The 18,640-nt window shown below is 49.1% G+C and carries 17 protein-coding genes and 3 tRNA genes; 7 read left to right on the top strand and 13 right to left on the bottom strand.

Annotation, left to right across the window (positions count from 1 at the left end; genetic code table 11):
* Positions 1-109: 109 nt before the first annotated feature.
* The gene (locus tag ABYT30_RS06855; protein ID WP_373082193.1) at positions 110-316 is read left to right on the top strand and encodes a cold-shock protein; all 207 of its coding nucleotides are present in this window, start codon (positions 110-112) and stop codon (positions 314-316) included.
* Between the two features lie 74 nt (positions 317-390).
* Here ABYT30_RS06855 and rlmKL read toward each other — a convergent pair whose 3' ends face one another.
* Positions 391-2,562 (bottom strand): bifunctional 23S rRNA (guanine(2069)-N(7))-methyltransferase RlmK/23S rRNA (guanine(2445)-N(2))-methyltransferase RlmL, encoded by a 2,172-nt coding sequence (gene rlmKL, locus ABYT30_RS06850; protein ID WP_373095739.1) that lies wholly within the window; start codon positions 2,560-2,562, stop codon positions 391-393.
* Between the two features lie 247 nt (positions 2,563-2,809).
* On the opposite strand from rlmKL, the gene rmf reads away from it, so the two are divergent.
* Positions 2,810-3,013, top strand: coding sequence for a ribosome modulation factor (rmf, locus tag ABYT30_RS06845; RefSeq protein ID WP_344932150.1), 204 nt, complete (start codon positions 2,810-2,812; stop codon positions 3,011-3,013).
* Between the two features lie 62 nt (positions 3,014-3,075).
* Here the strand turns inward: rmf and rluB are convergent, their stop codons facing one another.
* The 5 genes from rluB to ABYT30_RS06820 all read right to left on the bottom strand — a co-directional run bounded on the left by rluB (position 3,076) and on the right by ABYT30_RS06820 (position 7,141).
* On the bottom strand, positions 3,076-3,864 hold the full coding sequence (gene rluB, locus ABYT30_RS06840) for a 23S rRNA pseudouridine(2605) synthase RluB (protein ID WP_373082189.1): 789 nt from the start codon (positions 3,862-3,864) through the stop codon (positions 3,076-3,078).
* Complete coding sequence (scpB, locus tag ABYT30_RS06835; RefSeq protein WP_373095737.1) at positions 3,864-4,643, bottom strand: SMC-Scp complex subunit ScpB; 780 nt, start codon at positions 4,641-4,643, stop codon at positions 3,864-3,866. Before scpB ends, rluB begins: the two co-directional genes overlap by 1 nt.
* Complete coding sequence (locus tag ABYT30_RS06830; protein ID WP_373082185.1) at positions 4,643-5,590, bottom strand: ScpA family protein; 948 nt, start codon at positions 5,588-5,590, stop codon at positions 4,643-4,645. Before ABYT30_RS06830 ends, scpB begins: the two co-directional genes overlap by 1 nt.
* Before the next feature lie 63 nt (positions 5,591-5,653).
* A complete protein-coding gene (locus tag ABYT30_RS06825) occupies positions 5,654-6,283 on the bottom strand; it encodes an L-threonylcarbamoyladenylate synthase (RefSeq protein ID WP_373082184.1) in 630 nt (209 codons plus the stop codon).
* A gap of 30 nt (positions 6,284-6,313) precedes the next feature.
* On the bottom strand, positions 6,314-7,141 hold the full coding sequence (locus tag ABYT30_RS06820; protein ID WP_373082182.1) for a PHP domain-containing protein: 828 nt from the start codon (positions 7,139-7,141) through the stop codon (positions 6,314-6,316).
* A 142-nt stretch (positions 7,142-7,283) separates the two neighbouring features.
* Here ABYT30_RS06820 and ABYT30_RS06815 point away from each other — a divergent pair, with 142 nt between their 5' ends.
* The 5 genes from ABYT30_RS06815 to ABYT30_RS06795 all read left to right on the top strand — a co-directional run bounded on the left by ABYT30_RS06815 (position 7,284) and on the right by ABYT30_RS06795 (position 10,431).
* Complete coding sequence (locus ABYT30_RS06815) at positions 7,284-7,985, top strand: VC0807 family protein (protein ID WP_373082179.1); 702 nt, start codon at positions 7,284-7,286, stop codon at positions 7,983-7,985.
* 8 nt (positions 7,986-7,993) lie between these two features.
* A complete protein-coding gene (locus tag ABYT30_RS06810) occupies positions 7,994-8,293 on the top strand; it encodes a YciI family protein (RefSeq protein ID WP_373082177.1) in 300 nt (99 codons plus the stop codon).
* A gap of 85 nt (positions 8,294-8,378) precedes the next feature.
* On the top strand, positions 8,379-9,050 hold the full coding sequence (locus ABYT30_RS06805) for a TIGR04211 family SH3 domain-containing protein (RefSeq protein ID WP_373082175.1): 672 nt from the start codon (positions 8,379-8,381) through the stop codon (positions 9,048-9,050).
* A 5-nt stretch (positions 9,051-9,055) separates the two neighbouring features.
* On the top strand, positions 9,056-9,643 hold the full coding sequence (locus tag ABYT30_RS06800) for a peptidylprolyl isomerase (protein ID WP_373082174.1): 588 nt from the start codon (positions 9,056-9,058) through the stop codon (positions 9,641-9,643).
* A 29-nt stretch (positions 9,644-9,672) separates the two neighbouring features.
* On the top strand, positions 9,673-10,431 hold the full coding sequence (locus ABYT30_RS06795) for a pyridoxine 5'-phosphate synthase (protein WP_373082173.1): 759 nt from the start codon (positions 9,673-9,675) through the stop codon (positions 10,429-10,431).
* A gap of 55 nt (positions 10,432-10,486) precedes the next feature.
* Here the strand turns inward: ABYT30_RS06795 and ABYT30_RS06790 are convergent, their stop codons facing one another.
* From ABYT30_RS06790 to ABYT30_RS06760, 7 genes are all read right to left on the bottom strand, one after another.
* On the bottom strand, positions 10,487-12,193 hold the full coding sequence (locus tag ABYT30_RS06790) for a ShlB/FhaC/HecB family hemolysin secretion/activation protein (protein ID WP_373095736.1): 1,707 nt from the start codon (positions 12,191-12,193) through the stop codon (positions 10,487-10,489).
* Positions 12,194-12,311: 118 nt separating this feature from the next.
* Positions 12,312-13,886 (bottom strand): OmpA family protein, encoded by a 1,575-nt coding sequence (locus tag ABYT30_RS06785; protein WP_373082170.1) that lies wholly within the window; start codon positions 13,884-13,886, stop codon positions 12,312-12,314.
* A gap of 725 nt (positions 13,887-14,611) precedes the next feature.
* A complete protein-coding gene (locus ABYT30_RS06780; protein ID WP_373083619.1) occupies positions 14,612-16,324 on the bottom strand; it encodes a hemin-binding protein in 1,713 nt (570 codons plus the stop codon).
* An 84-nt stretch (positions 16,325-16,408) separates the two neighbouring features.
* The gene (locus tag ABYT30_RS06775; RefSeq protein WP_373083618.1) at positions 16,409-17,902 is read right to left on the bottom strand and encodes an OmpA family protein; all 1,494 of its coding nucleotides are present in this window, start codon (positions 17,900-17,902) and stop codon (positions 16,409-16,411) included.
* A gap of 427 nt (positions 17,903-18,329) precedes the next feature.
* A tRNA-His gene (locus ABYT30_RS06770) sits at positions 18,330-18,405 on the bottom strand.
* A 39-nt stretch (positions 18,406-18,444) separates the two neighbouring features.
* Positions 18,445-18,521: transfer RNA gene (locus ABYT30_RS06765), tRNA-Arg, on the bottom strand.
* A 28-nt stretch (positions 18,522-18,549) separates the two neighbouring features.
* A tRNA-Pro gene (locus ABYT30_RS06760) sits at positions 18,550-18,626 on the bottom strand.
* Between the last annotated feature and the right edge of the window lie 14 nt (positions 18,627-18,640).

Genomic DNA, 18,640 nt, shown 5'->3' with positions numbered 1-18,640 from the left:
TATAAGCACCACGAAGTCGTTTTAAGTACCTCGTTCTGTTTCATAAGTCCCTGCCTATCTCAGCTCAAGCACCATAAAAGGCATTTATTAACACAACGAGGCACATGTTATGTCTAGAAGCACCGGAAAAGTAAAATGGTTTAACGAAACAAAAGGCTTTGGTTTTATTGAGCAAGACTCTGGCCCAGATGTTTTCGTACACTTCAGCGCCATTGGCGGCAGTGGCTTTAAAACATTAGCTGAAGGGCAAGCGGTTGAGTTTGACGTGCAAACAGGCCAGAAAGGGCCACAGGCGGCTAACGTAACCGTACTGTAAGGTGACCTTTTAAAAAGCCCGCAACGAGAATTCGCTGCGGGCTTTTTTATGGACAAACAAAAAGCAGTGCCGCTTTAGCGGGTGATATACCAGCAATAATGAATTGGCTTACCACCGCGAGAGAAATCCTCGTCCAGCGACCAGCGGGTTCGATCCTCCATTTTATAACGGCTAGACAAATCCGTATCCAAAATAAAATCACGTTTATTAGTAGAAAATATTAACAAACCATCTGGTGCCAACAGCGCCATTGCGTCGTTAATTAACTCACTGTGGTCGCGCTGAATATCCAGCACATCGTCCATACGCTTGGAATTCGAGAATGTTGGCGGATCTAGGAGAATTAGATCGTACTGCTCCTTACAGTCTTTTAACCAACGCCGACAATCGCCGTGCTCGGTACGGTGACGCGATTCACTTAAACCATTAAGTGACAAATTGCGCCGCGCCCACTGCAGATAAGTGTGCGACATATCAACCGAGGTTGTGACCTTTGCGCCGCCGATACCAGCTTGCACGGAAGCTACTGCGGTATAACTAAACAAGTTTAAAAACCGCTTATTTTTGGCGCGCGCGGCAATATCAAGCCGCACTGGGCGGTGGTCTAAAAATAAACCAGTGTCCAAGTAATCATAAAGATTTACTAAGACCTTAGCTTGCCCCTCTTTTAGCTCCATCACCGTATTACGCGGTGCCTGGCGCTGATATTGATCTTTACCTCGCTGGCGGCGGCGTTCTTTCACTGCAATATTATTGGCAGACACATTAAAGACCTGACTTACCGCTTCAATAACTTCCCTTAAACGGCGCTCGGCGTCCTCTTCAGGCACCGATATTGGCGCCATATATTCAGCAATATGCACCGCGCTGCCATAACAGTCGACTGCCACCGCGTATTCTGGCATATCGGCATCGTAAACACGGAAACATTCGATGCCGTTTTTAGTCCGCCATTTTGATAATCGCTTTAAATTTTTCCGAAGACGGTTAGCAAACATTTGGCCACCAGAAGTGAGCTGCAATGTTTCGCTAGACCCTTGCTGCGGGACATTTGGGCGACGCTCATGCACCTGCGCCTCAGGGCCAATATTAAATAGTAATAATTTTGCGGGTATGGTGCCATTTAACAACTGATATTGCTTGTGACTGCGAATTCCCATCCGTTTGCCTAAATCGGCATTGCCGGTAAACACCGCACCTTGCCAACCGCTAAAATGGGTCAACATAGACTGCCCCAAATGACGGTATAGGTGCAGCAATTCAGCCTGCTCACCCAAACGCTCACCGTAGGGCGGATTAGTAATTAGTAAGCCATGGTCCAACTCGCGATGTGTCGGTTTCGCTAGCTGAGCCAACTCGCGCCGAGAAACTTTGATAAACCGTTCCAAGCCGGCGTTCTCAATATTCTCTTGAGCTTGCGCGACAATTTTGCCGTTAGCGTCGTAGCCGCGAATTTCTGGCCACTCTCGGCTCAGCGCCAGGCTGCGCTGCGCCTCGGCTTGTTCGACAATCCCCTCCCACAAGGTTTGATCATGGTCGAGCCAGCCCCGAAAGCCCCAGCGCTGACGAAGCAAACCCGGCGCGATATTCATGGTCATCATCGCGCCCTCAATGAGTAATGTTCCGGAACCGCACATAGGGTCGATTAATGCCCCAGCACGGCTCGCAACCCCCGGCCAATCCGCTCGCAATAGCAGAGCCGCCGCTAAATTTTCTTTCAACGGTGCCATCGCGCCACTGCTGCGGTAGCCTCGACGATGCAAACTCTCACCAGACAAATCGATACAGGCAGTGATTTGGCCGCGATTTAGGCGAATATTAATTCGAATATCGGGCGCGCTTTTATCCACATTTGGCCGTGCCTCACCTCGGGCCAAGAAGTAATCGACAACCGCGTCCTTACTTTTTAAGGCGCCAAAATGACTATTGCGAATTTCATCGGTCTGGCCGTTAAAATCAACACTAATACTGTTGGTGGCCAACATATGGGCCTGCCAATCTATTGCCGACAAGCCCTGATAGAGCTCATCGGCACTCTCACCGCGAAATTCCGAAAGTATTAGTAGCACGCGGTTGGCCAACCGCGACCACAAACACAAGCGATATACGGTTGCCAGGTCGGCATTAAATATCATGGCGCCAACAGTTTCCCGCAGCGGCTCCCCCCCCAAGCTAGCGATTTCTGAGGCGAGTAATTGCTCCAAGCCCTTTGGGCAGGTTGCGATAAATGAACGCTTTTGACTCATAAAACCCCTAGAGAGAACTAGTAGTAAATTTAAATTGTTTTAGAAACAACAGCATACTGCCTTATGCAGCATGCATCTAAAAGACACGATACATATAAGTAATAGGTCTTCGACGAGCACCATGAAAGTTTGATTACATGAGGTTCCTGTCGCGGTTAACATCGCGATGGTGCCAGAAAACCGGGTTGGACGCACCGACGAAAACCCGGAGCGACATGTTGACTATAATGCTGGAGGCGTATGCCCAATGAGAAGACAGAAACGCGACATGACCGAAAGAGCTTACCAACGAGGATATCAAGCAGGTATAGCTGGAAAACAAAAAGATAACTGCCCACATAATCAAGACCAACTCAAACAGGAATGGCTAACTGGCTGGCGAGAAGGCCGGACCGACCACTGGGATGGCATCGACACTGCTACCGCGCTTGAAAAACAAGCAATTCACTGATCACCCCAAACCCTTAAACCCACTACCCTAAAAGGCCCTTTCGGGCCTTTTTTATTACGCGATCACCGAGACTTCCGCCCGCGACCACCCTCTGGGGCACTGAGTGGCGCTGGCATATCAGCCATTTGATATACCGTAGCGATTTCCGGATCGCTCAATTCCGTCCACTGCCCAACTTTTACTTTCGACGGTATAAATACTGAACCGTAACGCACCCGCTTCAAGCGATTTACTTGAAGGCCTTGAGACTCCCACAAGCGCCGTACTTCGCGATTTCGCCCTTCCATGATCACCACATAATACCAGTGATTAAAGCCCTCACCGCCACCATCAGCTATGTCAGCAAACCGTGCTAAACCGTCTTCTAACTGCACGCCATCGCGCAACTGCTGCATCATCGCCGGGGTTGCCGTACCCATAACCCGGCACAAGTACTCGCGTTCGATCGTCGTAGAGGGATGCATTAACTTATTAGCTAAATCCCCATCGGTCGTGAATAACAGCAAACCAGTGGTATTAAAGTCGAGTCGACCAACCGAAATCCAGCGCTCCCCTTGTAGACGCGGTAAGCGATCAAAAACCGAGCGCCGCCCCTCTGGATCTTTACGACTGCAAATTTCGCCTTCTGGCTTGTTGTAAAGCAGAATACGCGGTTTGGCGGCAGCGCCTTCTATGCGCAAAGGCTTACCGTCGAGCTGTATTTTTACACCTGCTCCGACTCGGTCACCCAAGCCTGCCACCCGGCCATCCACTGTCACCCGCCCCTCGCTGATGACTTTTTCCATTTCCCGGCGCGAGCCTAAACCAGCGCGGGCCAGTACTTTTTGTAGCTTTTCATCAGTTGGTATCATTAAAGAAGGGTCTCGGGTGGGAAATTCGGGTCACGGCTGTCTTCGTTTTCATCGTCATGTTCGGCGTTTGCAAGTTCGACACCCTGATTTTCATCGCTATCGAACTCACTATTTTCTTCGGAAGCGAGATCAGCGAGGTCATCATCTTCAAGGCCATCGCCTACCTCACTAGCAGCAACACCGCCTTCGTCGCTTTCTGCCGCGGTTTTAAATTCACCTGTATCCAAATCCAGTTCGCCATTAAGCGTATCTAAATCAGCAATATCAGCAAGGCTCGGCAACTCATCTAAATTGCGCAAATTAAAATAATCTAAAAATTTACGGGTGGTGGCGTACATTGCAGGGCGCCCGGGCACATCTTTGTGGCCAACGACTCGCACCCACTCCCTTTCCAGCATCGTTTTAATAATCTGGGAGCTTACCGCTACCCCACGAATATCTTCTATGTCACCACGGGTAATCGGCTGCCGGTAAGCAATCAGCGCTAAAGTCTCAAGCATAGCGCGGGAATAGCGCTGAGGCTTTTCCTCCCAAAGGCGGCCTACCCAGGGCGCAAGATCTTCGCAAACTTGTATACGGTAACCGCTCGCGACAACTTTAAGCTCAAAGCCCCGCCCTTCGCAGTCTTCAGCAATGGCTTTTAGTGCATCCTGCAGATCAGCGGTGACCGGGCGATCTTCAGGGTCAAATAATTCACTGAGCTGCTGAAGTGAAAGCGGACGGCCAACAGCCATTAGCGCGGCTTCCAAAATACGTTTTAATTGTTGTTGTTCGAGCATTAGATCACTTTCGCTTTCACGTGAATGGGGCCAAAAGCCTCAGATTGTACAATTTCAACCAAGGACTCTTTAATCAATTCCATAATTGCCAAGAATGTCACTACCACGCCTAGGCGGCCTTCTTCTGGTCTAAACAGACTAACGAAAGGCACAAAACTGTCTGAACGCAGGGCCGCTAAGACCTCGGACATGCGCTCGCGAGTAGACAATTTTTCACGTTGAACCTGATGGCTTTCAAATAAATCGGCGCGGCGCAGAACATCGCCAAGTACCAGCATTAATTCCTTGAGGTCGACATCGGGTTCGGCGCGGCGCTTTTCCGTTGCTGGTGGGTCAATCTGCGCAATATAGGTATCACGACCAATGCGTGGCAGCTGATCAATACTTTCAGCGGCTTGCTTAAAACGCTCGTATTCCTGAAGTCGTCTAATTAGTTGCGCGCGAGGGTCTTCTTCATCATCCAAGGCTTCCGCTGAGCGGGGCAGTAGCATTCTCGACTTAATTTCAGCAAGCATAGCTGCCATCAACAAGTATTCTGAGGCCAATTCAAATTGCATGGCGCTCATCATATTAACGTACTGCATATACTGCTCAGTAATTTGCGCGACGTTAATTTCAAGAATGTCCAGATTCTGACGTTTAATCAAGTAAAGGAGAAGATCAAGGGGGCCTTCAAAGGCTTCGAGAAAAACCTCTAGCGCCTCAGGGGGGATATACAAATCTTTCGGTATTTCAGTAAGTGCTTTGCCCTGCACCACCGCAAAAGGCATTTCACCCTGCTGAGGCTGCTGGCGAATGGCTTTTAAACTGACAATCTCTAAGGGCGCAATCGGCAGCTCAACAACCGGTTCCAAACGCCCAGCGCGGAGTTCTGCCGCTAATGAACCATCATCTGCTGCGGTTTGCGCCGCCACATCGGGCTGCTGTACTGTCTGCTCGTCTTGCACTATTACTGAGATCTCACGATATCATCCACCAAGGGCGTGATTATACGTGGATCTTGCCGCCGGTCACAGCGAATCCTCGAATTGACTAACATCCCCGAGGCCTCTGCGTATTATTACCGGAACTTCGTCCACCAAATCGATGACTGAGGTGGCTTCCATACCGCAATAACCACCGTCGATCACTAAATCAACTAATCCGCCGATCGTATCGCGAATATCATAAGGGTCTGTCATCGGCAGGTCTTCACCGGGCAATATCAAACTCACACTCATGAGCGGCTCGCCCAACTCTGCCAACAAATCTAAGCAAATCTGATTTGCCGGCACGCGCAAGCCCACACTTTTGCGTTTGGGCTGCATCAAACGCTTTGGCACCTCCGGCGTCGCCCGCAAAATAAAGGTATACGGCCCCGGTATATGGGCCTTTAGAAGCCGAAACGCAGAATTATCAACCTTGGCATAAGTACCCAGTTCAGAGAGGTCGCTGCACATCAAGGTAAAGTTATGCTTATCATCGAGCCGACGAATCGCTCTGACCCGCTCTAGCGCATTTTTATCCCCTAAATGACAACCTAAGGCATAGGCGGAATCTGTGGGGTAAGCCACTACCCCGCCACCGCGAATAATATCGGCAGCTTGCTTTATGAGTCTTGCCTGGGGGTTTTCGGGGTGTATCTGGAAAAACTGGCTCACTGAAGCCTCCAATGCTTATATTTAAACTATCTATTGAGCTTGCCAGCGGTCCCAAACGGGCTTACAGGGCGCGACGATTTTTGCCTCACAACCTAGTTCCGACCAACTACTGGGGTGGTGAAAATCACTGCCTGCTGACGCTTCCAAATCAAACTGCTGGCATAACTGCCGTAAATAACCCAAATCTTGAGGCGATGGCCGCCCGTTGCAAACTTCCAAGCCTTCACCACCAACGTCTTTAAATTCGGCCAGCATGCGCCGCAATTTGGCATTGGTCATTTTATATTGCAATGGATGTGCAATGACTGCGACACCGCCAGCTTCACGAATCCAGCGAACCACCTCAGCCAAGGCTGGCCACACGGCTTTAATATCGCCCAACTTACCCGAGCCCAAGTACTTATCAAAAGCCGACGCCATCGAATCCACATGCCCTTGCGCCACTAAAAACCGCGCAAAATCCGGCCGACCAATAGCCCGCCCCGCAGCCAGTTCAGCGGCTGCAGCATAACTACCCTCGAATCCCAGTTTATCCAAACGCTGAGCTATAACCTGCGCGCGCGAATCCCGGGCATTGCGCTGCCCCGCTAACTCGGCAACAAATGCAGGATTATTAATATCTATTCCCAAGCCCAACACATGTATATTTACACCAGACCAAGTGCAAGACAGCTCGATTCCCGCTAGCAATTGCAAGTCATCACCCGCTTCAGCCTGCAGCGCCGCAAAACCGGCGACGGTATCGTGATCGGTGACTGCCAGTAGCTGCACACCCCGCTCTCGCGCACGCTGAACCAACTCCAAAGGCGAAAGGCCGCCATCCGAAGCTGTTGTGTGGGTGTGTAAATCAACAATCAAAGCTTATCCCCTTTGAGGCTAGTGATGAAATTTGAAAATAGGTATAGTGGGCGGATTATCACTGCCACGTCGCAGTGACGCAACAGCACGCCGAGTAAACCAGCTATTACCCGCTAAACAGCAAGGCCAAATAGGATCCAATATGCCGGAGCAGGCGCCAAACAAACCAAGACACAGTGTCATAGTTAACCTGTTGTTCAATATCATTATCCCAACCTTGATACTGACAAAACTCAGTAGCGAGGCCTATCTTGGTCCGCGCTATAGTATCGTGATTGCACTAGCCTTCCCACTCGGCTTTGGATTTTACGACTTCGTGAAAACCCGCCGCGCCAATATGTTCGCAATATTGGGCTTTATCAGCGTGTTATTGACCGGCGGTATAAGCCTTCTAGAGCTCGATGCAGGGTATATCGCGATAAAAGAAGCCAGTATCCCAGCGTTGATCGGCTTTGCCACCTTAATTTCACTGTATACCCCCTATCCGCTGATAAAAACATTTATCTTTAACGATGAAATTATCGATACTGAAAAAGTCGCTGACGCGCTGAGTAAGCACAATAGTGATGCAATGTTCCAAAAAGCATTGCAGACGGCCACCTATATGATCGCCTTTTCGTTTTTCTTGTCGGCTACGCTCAATTATGCGCTTGCAAAAATATTACTTACTAGCCCACCAGGCAGCGCCGAATACAGCGCCGAATTAGGCAAAATGACAGGCTTAAGTTTCCCTGTAATTGCCTTGCCATGCACAATAGTCATGCTGGGTGCGATGTTTTACTTAGTAAAACGCATAGAAAAGCTCACCGCACTCAGCTTTGAAGAAATATTCAGAATCAATTAGGAATACCGATGCTATACGCAGTAATCAGCGAAGATGTAAGCGACAGCTTAAGTAAACGCCTAGCGGCCCGACCAGCACATATTGCCCGCTTACAGGAACTGAAAAATCAAGGTCGTTTGATCATGGCCGGCCCACACCCCGCCGTCGACAGCGAAGACCCAGGCGAAGCCGGGTTTACTGGGAGCTTGATCATTGCAGAGTTCCCAAGTTTGACTGAGGCACAACAATGGGCAGATGCCGACCCCTACATTGAAGCAGGCGTCTACGCCAAGGTTACGGTAAAACCTTATAAAAAGGTTTTACCGTAAAAGTGAGAAAATTGAAGAAAGCCTCTAAGTGCTTTATTCTTTATTTTTTAATCGTTTATTGCAGCTTATTAACGTGGAAAATCCAGTGAAAAAATCGATTATTGTTGGCGCCTCATTACTTCTGCTCAGTGTCGGCAGCATGGCCTTGGCAGAAACTCGTTACATCAGTGACAAAATTTACGTCCCCCTGCGAGTCGGCGACAGCACCAAACACCGCATTATTCACCGCGGTTTGCCCAGCGGTGAGAAGTTAGAATTACTCGAAACTAATGAGGACAGTGGCTACTCTCGCGTTAAAACCGATCGCGGAGTAGAGGGCTGGCTCCCTAGTCACTACTTGGTCGAGAACCCTGTTGCACGGACTTTGCTAAACGCAGCAAAACAGCAAGTCACCGAACTTACAAACTCAAATAAAGAGCTCCGTGAGCAACTCAAAAATACAACCCAAAGCACCAATCAAACCAACAGCATCGTAAGCGAGCTTGAGCAAGAAAACACTGCGCTGACTGAGGAACTTGGCGAGATCAAACGAATTTCCGCAAATGCGATCAAACTGGACGAGGACAATCGTCGCTTACTAGAGTCTAATCAAATGCTCAGCAGTGAAGTGGACGTTTTGAAAACCGACAACGCGCGGTTACGCGAAAACAAAGAAAACGAATTTTTCCTCAACGGCGCTTTTGCCGTTCTAATTGGCGTCATGATTACTTTGATAATTCCAAAGTTGATGCCAAAACGACGCTCTGACTGGAGCTGATAATCATGCGCTACCTCTCGGCACTGTTTATTGCGCTGGCTTGCCTGTTGCCCACTACTGGCCACAGTCAAACAACAAACAATCCTCTCGTGATTATGGAAACAAGCAAAGGCAATATCACGATTGAATTGTATCCCGACAAATCGCCAATAACAGTCGAAAACTTTCTGGGCTATGTCGAGAGTGGCTTTTACAATGGCACCATATTTCACCGAGTGATTCGGCGCTTTGCTGTGCAGGGTGGCGGCTTCACCCCCGACCTCGTTGAAAAGGAAAATGGCGAGCCGATTGTCAACGAATCTAAAATCAGCAAACTAAGCAATGAACGCTGGACCATCGCCATGGCCAGAACAGACGACCCAGACAGTGCGACGTCGCAGTTTTATTTTAATATGGGCATGAACCTGAATCTCGATGCAAGAATGGGCAGAGATGGTTACGCGGTGTTTGGGAAAGTGATTGACGGGCAAAACGTTGTTCGCGATATCGCCATGAGCCGCACGCACAGCGTCGGCGACTTCGATGACGTACCCGTAGAACCAATTTTGATTATTAATGCCAGCGTAAAAGCACCGAGCGCCCAACAACCATAAGCCATGCGCACTAGCGCAAGGAATCGAACGTGACAGCTCTGAGCATTAATTTAAATAAAATCGCGCTTATCCGCAATTCGCGAGACACCGACTACCCCAGCGTAAGCTTACACGCGGCACGTTGTATTGCCGCTGGCGCTCACGGCATTACCGTACACCCTCGGCCAGATCAGCGCCATATACGAGTAAGCGACTGTTTTGAGCTAGCGGAGATGCTAGATGTTGAATTTAACATTGAAGGCAACCCCTTTGCGCCTGCAATGAAATCCAACCGCAAAGGAGTGAGTGACTACCCCGGCTTTATGGAAATCATCCGCCAAATAAAGCCCGCACAATGCACCTTAGTACCCGATGGCGACGCGCAATTAACCTCCGACCATGGCTTTGACCTGCATCGTGACGGCGAAAGACTCGCACCAATTATTCACGAGCTAAAAGACCTTGGCGTGCGAGTCAGCCTGTTTATGGACCCAGAGCCAGAGCAGATTCGCCTCGCTAAAGCCATTGGCGCTGACCGCATAGAACTCTACACCGGTCCCTACGCGGACGCTTTTGGTTCAAAGCGGCAAGATCAGGTTTTAAAACAATTTATTGACGCAAGTATTGTGGCGGCCGATATCGAGCTAGGTTTAAACGCAGGTCACGACCTTAATTTACATAATTTATTATTATTTAAACAAAGCGTAAACAATTTACAAGAAGTCTCAATTGGCCACGCTTTTACGGTAGACGCCATTGAAATGGGTTTGGACGCATGCATTAAGGCGTATTTACGCTGCCTCCGTTAAACCCTCTCCACCGTCTTGCCTATCAACTCACACAGATAGGCAAGAGGCACTACGCTTAAAAAACCTTTTTAAGCACAAAGTAGAAATCAGCCTCCAAACGTTCCAGCTCGGAAGAGGAAGCAAAACCGTCATCCATTAATGGCAATGCCATCACTGCTTCTGCATTCAGCCCCCAACCCAAGTCAGCCGCCACGCGAACACCCGCGTCAGCAATACTGCGTGTGTCGCCAGCCGCGCCTGAGGCGTTCTCGAACCACGCCGCACCATACTCAACAAACACCCCGGCATTGACATCCACACCGGCAATATTAAATTTTTGCTGAAGACTAAGCTCGGTAAAGTACCCAGAGTCTCCCGACAATACACTCGGCAAATAGGCGCTTATGGACTTCATGCCCCCCAAGACCCACTGCTGCTGCTGCGGTAACTGCTCATTAGCGTACTGGGCAAAAAAGCTCGCGTTTAATTCACTGCCGTTTGCTAAAGGTAGCTTTGCGGCAATTCTTGGCAATACGCTCACAAACTCTGCGGTACGCGCTGCTGGCGCCACCGCCGGCGCTGACGTAGCACCCGGATTAGCGGTCATATAACTGGACTGAAAACTATCGTAGCTGCCGAGCGTTCCCTCATCGCCAGTTACACCTGCTTTTAATGACAGTTGTGCAGACCACCGGAGTTTCTTGTCGCCCACATTTTCTGCTGAAAAGTACTTTGCCCCCAACTCAACTGTGGCGTAAGTTTCATCCTGCAAACTGCCAAGCCCACTTATATCAAGCTGTGATTCAATGTACTCCAAACGCTGAAATGAATTTAGGCGATAGGAAAAATCACTTGCCAAGACTTGCTCGCCGGTCAAAGCGAAAGCATTGATATCAGCATCTAAATCAATACTCTGGCCTGCTGTGGTCGTGGTGGTCGGTGAACACAAACCTACGGCTGCAAGCAGATCACAAATGGCCCCACTACCGGCAACACTTGAACTACCCGCGCTATAACCGAGGTGCTGACTGTATTCGATATGGCTTGCCGTAAAACCGTATAAGCCCGAAGAAAAGGGCCTGTCGGCGGTAAGCTGAAAACGGTGATAATCCTCTCCTCCCCTAGACTCACCTAAATCAGTAAAAGCCGTTTCATAGCCTAATCCAACACGACTGCCATTGCCAAAATTGTGGATCAGGCCAATGTCGCCAAAATAACGACCTACATAGCGACTTCCCTGATTGCCAAATTGCACAAAAACATCCGTAGGCTTGTAGTCATCGACTGGGTCGGCCTCAAACACCAGACTTACTAGTGCCGGCTCATTTTCATCCACGACAAAACTGGTCGAATACGCCACACCTGTGCGCTGACTTTTTACGTTAGCCATCACCCGCGCACGTTCAAACTCGGCGCGGGTTAAATCTTTATCGCCGTCTAAATCTGCAAAATATTCAGCGATCCCATCACCCGTTATCCCAGCTACGGTAGCCTGCACTGCATGGACATAAACCGTACTACCCTCTGGTGCATACTGCATCAACACCAAGAGATGTCCCTTACGTAGGCTTAAAGAATTCATCAAAAAAATTGCCTGGGATGGTGTCTTAGCGGCGTCAAATATAACCGATAGCTCTTCTTCACTTAAATAGTGCTTACCCGTTACCCGCAAATCATATCCGTTAACCAAACCTGTGTAAGGCGCGCTTGCGCCTGCCGCGATTCTTATCTCGGCCACCGTTGTCAATTGAGGCGGTAGGGCCGAGGGAAAATCAATAGCCATAATCTAGTCCCTTAAAATACATTGAAAAATTTGTTCTGAGCGCTAAACCTAGCGGTGATATACAGCTTGCCGTTTTCTAGTTCTCGCATATCAACGCGGATAAATTCATCACTGCCATTTAATCAGCGAGGTTTTCTTGCTTAGCTGACTTAAATGTTTCGCCATCGAGAATATTCAATTCAACCCGACGATTTTCCGCCCGCCCTTCTGGGTTATCACTACCGTCGTCATTTTCATTCGATGCTAACGGCACGCTTTCACCATATCCGCGGTACGTTAAACGCTTTTCATCAATGCCAGCATCAATCAAATAGTTGTACACAGTACGGGCACGACGATAGGACAGGCGATCATTGTAGGCATCGCTGCCCATCCAATCCGTGTGGCCATCTACCGCAACTAAAGCGGCTTCTTGGGAGTTCAATACTCGCACTGCATGCTCGAGAATCGGGAAGGACTCGGCCGTGAGATCCGCTTTATCAAATTCGAAATTTACACCGCGCAAGACCAGCGGGGCATCTTCAGTTAAATGACAACCGGTTAAAAACACTGGCATATCGGCGGGAGTATCCAAGCATTCATCGCGCTCATCACAGACACCATCGCCATCACGGTCTGCACACGAGTCCAGCATCGCCAATTGCAGAGGCCCAGAACAACCGATCCCACCGGCGCTCGCGCAACTGCCGTAATTACTACCTCCGCTAGATAAACCACTAGTCGGCTCATTGATTAGGCCAACAGAAACCAATCCGCCAGTGCCAGAACCGGGGCCGTTCAACGCACCCACACCAACCACACCGCCGTTACCTGAATTCGCATTGTTAATCGCCGCAACCGCGATCGTTCCTGAATTCCCTGAATTCGCGCCATTTAGAATAGCGATTGCACCAAAATCAGAGCTCGCAGCGTTGTCGCCATTTAACACACCAACACCGGCACTATCACCACTACCGGCGTTATCACCATTTAAGGCCGCAACACCGACCGTTCCACCACTACCAGAATTATCACCGCTCAAAACGGCAAGACCCGCACTACCGCCGTTACCACTGTCCGAACCACCTAAGACACTCAGCCCAGTGTATTCGCCGTTGCCAGAGTTGCTCCCCGACAGCACGGCGATTCCAATTGCCCCACCGTTCCCCCCCGAGCCAGAGTCAAGGACCGACAAACCTAATAAACCAGTCTCAGCACCATCAATCGCTAATCCGCTATCTTGTGGTAAACCGGGTAGTGCAAACCCACTAGGGATAGCCTTCAACAAGCCAACGACTTGCTCAGTTACCATGCCGTCCGGACCGACGAGACCTCGAAGCTGACTTGCAAAACCGGCTTCGTAGGTCAATCCCAAGGTATTCAATAATTGTGACAGACCTAATTCATCGAGGGGGATCATTGCTTCCCCCCCCGTTTTATTTGCAAAACCAGCCGCTTCCTCCGAATTCAAGGTCACACCGAGATCGTCCTCTGGGTTTAACACATCGGCGCCGAGAAAATCATTGTCACCCGTACCTACAGGATCTAATATCGACGCCCCAACCGTCCCAACCGTGGATCCAAGCTCTGAAAAAAGCTGCTGCAAACCCAAGTTATTAAGTAGATCTGTTAAAGCGTTTGCCGAAGCGAATGGGGGGAATATCGCCGCCGAGGATATAAGCAAAACAGACAGCAGCCTGCGAATTGACTTCATGTTGCAACTCCATTTGTATAGAAAGTAAACACCATTCAACGTTTATTATTTTCCGCGCACAGGGCTTAACCACATAAACATGACATGGCAAAGAAAGGATCACATTTGAATAAATCGAGATTGTTCTTTAGAAAAACATCGAGTTTCGCATTAATGCCATTACGACGATTATTTTTAAACGCGTTGTATTTAGTAGAAGAAATTGAGGAAAAAACTAATTTTTCTTGTTCTTTGTAAGACATTGGTACTCTCCATGTAGGCAGCAACAGCTAAAACTGCAATATGAACATCAGTGTTCGCTTCCCATTCTCAAAATGTCGCACAAGCCTAAAAATCAAAACATCTTTAGACTCAACGTCATCGTTAGTCGCCGAGATATTAATCCTATTGTATTAAGAGGAAAGTGAAAGTCAGTCGCATTGACAGAAATAAAAAACATTTGTGAACTGTATCACGCAAATTTATCGCGATTTTACTGGCAATTTCTCGCTTATATGATAGTGAGAAATAGAGAGTGAGTGGTACGAAATCACTTATAAACGGAAAATCAGGAAGCTCGAGGATTAATATGCACTTTTGTTTCTCGCCTGCCTCTCCAGACGCGAGATGTTTTATGGGAAGAACGCGAAACTGCTGGAGATTAAAACGGAGGCGTAAAAGAGGAGATGCTGCATAACATGAGCGACGACCTAATTGGCTGTCGTCATGCTATGCCGCAGGCGAACTTAAAAAACTTTTTTAAGCGAGAAGTAAAAATCGGCCTCAAATGATTTTAATGCTGACGAATTGGCAAAGCCGTCATCAGCCAAAGACCGCGCAAAGACCGCGTCTAATTGCACATCCCAACCTAGATCCGCGCTAAATTTCACACCGGCATCAACAATGCTGCGAGTATCCCCTTCTACGCCGCCGGTATTTTCAAACCAGGCCGCGCCGTATTCAACAAATGCTGTGGATTCAAGGTCAATATCGAGTACGGTTATCGATCTGGTGTAATCTAACTTGCCATAGTAACCGGAGTCACCTGACAACACCCCAGGCAAATAAGCACTCATCGACCCCATACCGCCAAGCACCCACTGCTGTTGCTGGGGTAATTGCTCGTTCGCCAACTGAGCCGATACATTCAATCGAACATCACCACCGTCAGCAACCGGCAGCTTTGCGGTAAACTTCGGTAACACAGTCACAAACTCAGCGGTTCTGGCACTTGGCACTACCTGTGGCGCACCACTTGCACTAGGATTATTCGCCATGTATTGCGAGCGATATGATTCGTAAGTGCCCAAACTACCACTATCCCCCATCAGACCGGTTTTTAATGACAGCTGAGCAGACCAACGTAGAGACTTCGGTCCCCGTAAATCGGCTGAAAAATATTTACCACCAATCTCAAGTGTTGCATATTTTTCGTCCTGCAAATTACCAAAAACTCCGACGTCAATTTGAGAATCGATATAGTCAATACGTTCAAAAATATTGAGCCGGGAGTTTAAATCACTGGCCAAGACCTGCTCACCCGATACGCCAAGTGTATTAATTTTGGCATCTAAGCCTACTTTTTGCGTATTAGTTGTCGTTGTTGAACTTGGGCTACATAAGCCCAGCATTCCCAAGGCATCACAAATGGGATCAGATCCAGATGCTGTCGTCGTCGAGCTCGTGGTGCTACCTAAGTCTTGCGAGTACTCAGTATGGCCAGCGCTAAACCCGTATAAACCTTGTTTAAATGGACGATCACCGGCTAACTGAAGCCGGTAGTAATCCTCACCACCACGCGACTCACCTAGATCAGTAAACGCTGTTTCTATACTGGCAGTTGCGCGACTGCCATCTTTAAAATTATGACTAAGCCCTGCATCGCCAAAATAACGCCCTACGTAGCGGCTACCCTGATTACCAAACCTAAACGCCAAATCGGTGGCATCGTAGCCCTCCCGCGGCTCACCCTTAAACTCCATAACGACACGCTCGGGCGCGTTTTCATCAATCACGTAGTTTACTGAATAATCTACGCCAGTTCGTTCACTGCGAACATTCGCCATAACCCGCGCGCGATCGAACTCCCCCCGACTGAGACTAGGATCATCCTTTATGTCGGCAAAGAACGTACTTATTTCGCCGCCGCTAAACCCCACTACACGCGCCTGTAGAGCATGCACATATATCACATTCCCTTCCGGTGCATATTGCATCGAAGCCAGCATATGGCCTTTTCTAAGTGCCGCAGAACTCATTAGAAAAATAGCTTGTGAGGGAGTTTTAGCGGACTTGAAAATCTTATCCAACTCCTCGTGGCTTAAGTGGTGATCACCTGACACCTTTACTTGATAGCCGTTTACCAATCCCTGGTAAACGCTAGCAGTACCAGCCCACTCAGCAATCTGCGCCACAGTAGCTTGTTGTGGCGGAAGCGCAGAAGGAAAATCAATTGCCATATCATCGTCTCTAAACAATAAAAGCCAAGGGAGACCAATCCCCAAAAAAAAGAGCTAGAGCATCAACACTAGCTCCGACACATCTCAGCGCTGCGACAAATTTTCTTCCTTTACTGCCTCGAAAACGTCGGGCTGTAAAACGTTCAATTCAACTCGACGGTTTTCTGCACGGCCAGCAGGGTTATCACTACCATCATCATTTGCATTTGGGGCGACTGGCACACTTTCGCCGTAGCCTCTAAAGACCAAACGATTTTCTTTTATTCCGGCATCCACTAAATAGTGATATACGGTTCGCGCACGTTTATAGGACAGGCGAATATTGTAGCTATCGCTGCCCATCCAATCGGTATGGCCATCCACGGCCACAAGGAAATCAGCTTGCGCATTCAAAACTTTAACCGCTTGCTCCAATATTGGGTATGACTCTGCGGTTAAGTCCCACTTATCGAACTCAAAGTTAACACCGCGCAACACCAGAGGTACGTCCTCTGACAAATGACAGCCAGTTAAAAATACGGGCATATCAGCTGGCGTGTTTAAACACTCATCCATTTCGTCACAAACGCCATCGAAGTCCGCGTCTTTACAAGCGTCTAATAACGCTAGCGCACCAATATCACTGCAACCCACGCCGCCTGAAGCAGTGCAACTGCCATTATTTCCAACGCCATTACCGTTGGCGTTCGGGGCGAGAGGAGCATTGGCAACAGCTAAACTGATCAATCCACCCGAGCCAGAGCCCGGACCGTTTAATACGCCCGCACCAATGACGCCACCGTTAGCAGAATTAGCGCCGTTCAATGCACCAACCGCAATCACTCCGGAGTTTCCTGAATTTGCGCCGTTTAACACCGCAATGCCGGTAAACTCTGAATTGCCGGAATTGGCTCCGCCCAGCACCGCAACACCAGCACTGTCACCATTACCGGAACCCTCACCTGAAAGCACCGCCACGCCTGCACTGCCGCCATTCCCGGAATTATCACCAGATAGAATTGCGACACCCACGGTCTCGCCACTGCCCGAGGAATCGCCACCGAGCACCGCAAAACCTACCGGTTGGTCATTTAAGCCTGGCAAGGGACCATTAGAACCCACAGCTCCACCAGCCTGGCCACTACCGTCCTTCGCGCCAGCAGCAGCCGGTGCGGTGACAGATCCCTCCGGCCCAACAACGGACCGAATTCGTTCAGCGCTGCCGCTTTCATAAGTTAATCCGTTTTCGTTAGCGGCCTCTGAGCCGCCGGCATCATCTAGCGGCACCCTAGTCCCCGATCCGGTCTTATTACCGGAGCCAGTTACTTCTTCCGAGTTTGCGGTCAGACCAAGATCGTTTTCAGGGTTTAGAACGTCAACACCAAGAAAATCATTATCACCAGTCCCAACCGGATCAAGCACCGAGCCGCCCACGGTCCCCACTGTTTTACCAAATTCAGAAAACAGCGCGGGAAGACCCAATGAATTTAAAAAATCTGTCATAGCGTCAGCTTTTGCCACGTTCACTGTTAACAACAGTGGGGCAAGTAACAAAGCACTCATAAGGACAGCAACTAGATTCCGACGAAAAGCTTTCATGCCAAACTCCATACCCTAAACTCTCAATCTACCAAAGCCGATGGAATTCTTGCTGTAGTTTGACCTCTACCGTCGCTCAGACAAGAACGCCATGCACCGCAAAATCCCGCTTTAAAAAACGGTTATTTGACACATGAAACATATATAAGAAATGAATAACTACAGCGACGAACGCGCTATCTTCAGGCTCTCACCGCCAGTTTTAAACTGCCGCCAAAACGCGCCTATCATAGGTTAAGCGCCGGAATACGCAATAGGCCAGAACACTGGCTAGAGTGTGAATATTGCATAATCGCGAAGCAAATTGGCGTTTCGATCTGAGTAAAAGAGAGATTTATTATAGAGTGCGGTTTCTTAAAGGAGGGAATTCAAATTTCAACGAGCGAGTAACGTAGAATAAGTGGCTTAGGAAATTCGGTATAAATAATGGGGTGGCCGACGGGGCTTGAACCCGCGACAACAGGAATCACAATCCTGGACTCTACCAACTGAGCTACGGCCACCATTGGGGTACTACTAAGAGGGTACTACAAACCTGTAAATGGCGCGCCCGACAGGATTCGAACCTGTGACCGACGGCTTAGAAGGCCGTTGCTCTATCCAGCTGAGCTACGGGCGCAAAATCGCCTTAACTGAGATACGAAAAATGGTCGGGGTAGAGAGATTCGAACTCCCGACATCCTGCTCCCAAAGCAGGCGCGCTACCAGACTGCGCTATACCCCGTTTTTCGTTTCCCG

Origin of the sequence: Zhongshania sp. (genome assembly GCF_041623545.1) — a bacterium.
Lineage (GTDB): Bacteria > Pseudomonadota > Gammaproteobacteria > Pseudomonadales > Spongiibacteraceae > Spongiibacter.
Note: the sequence above shows the minus strand (reverse complement) of the source record. Positions and strands in the feature narration are given on the sequence as shown.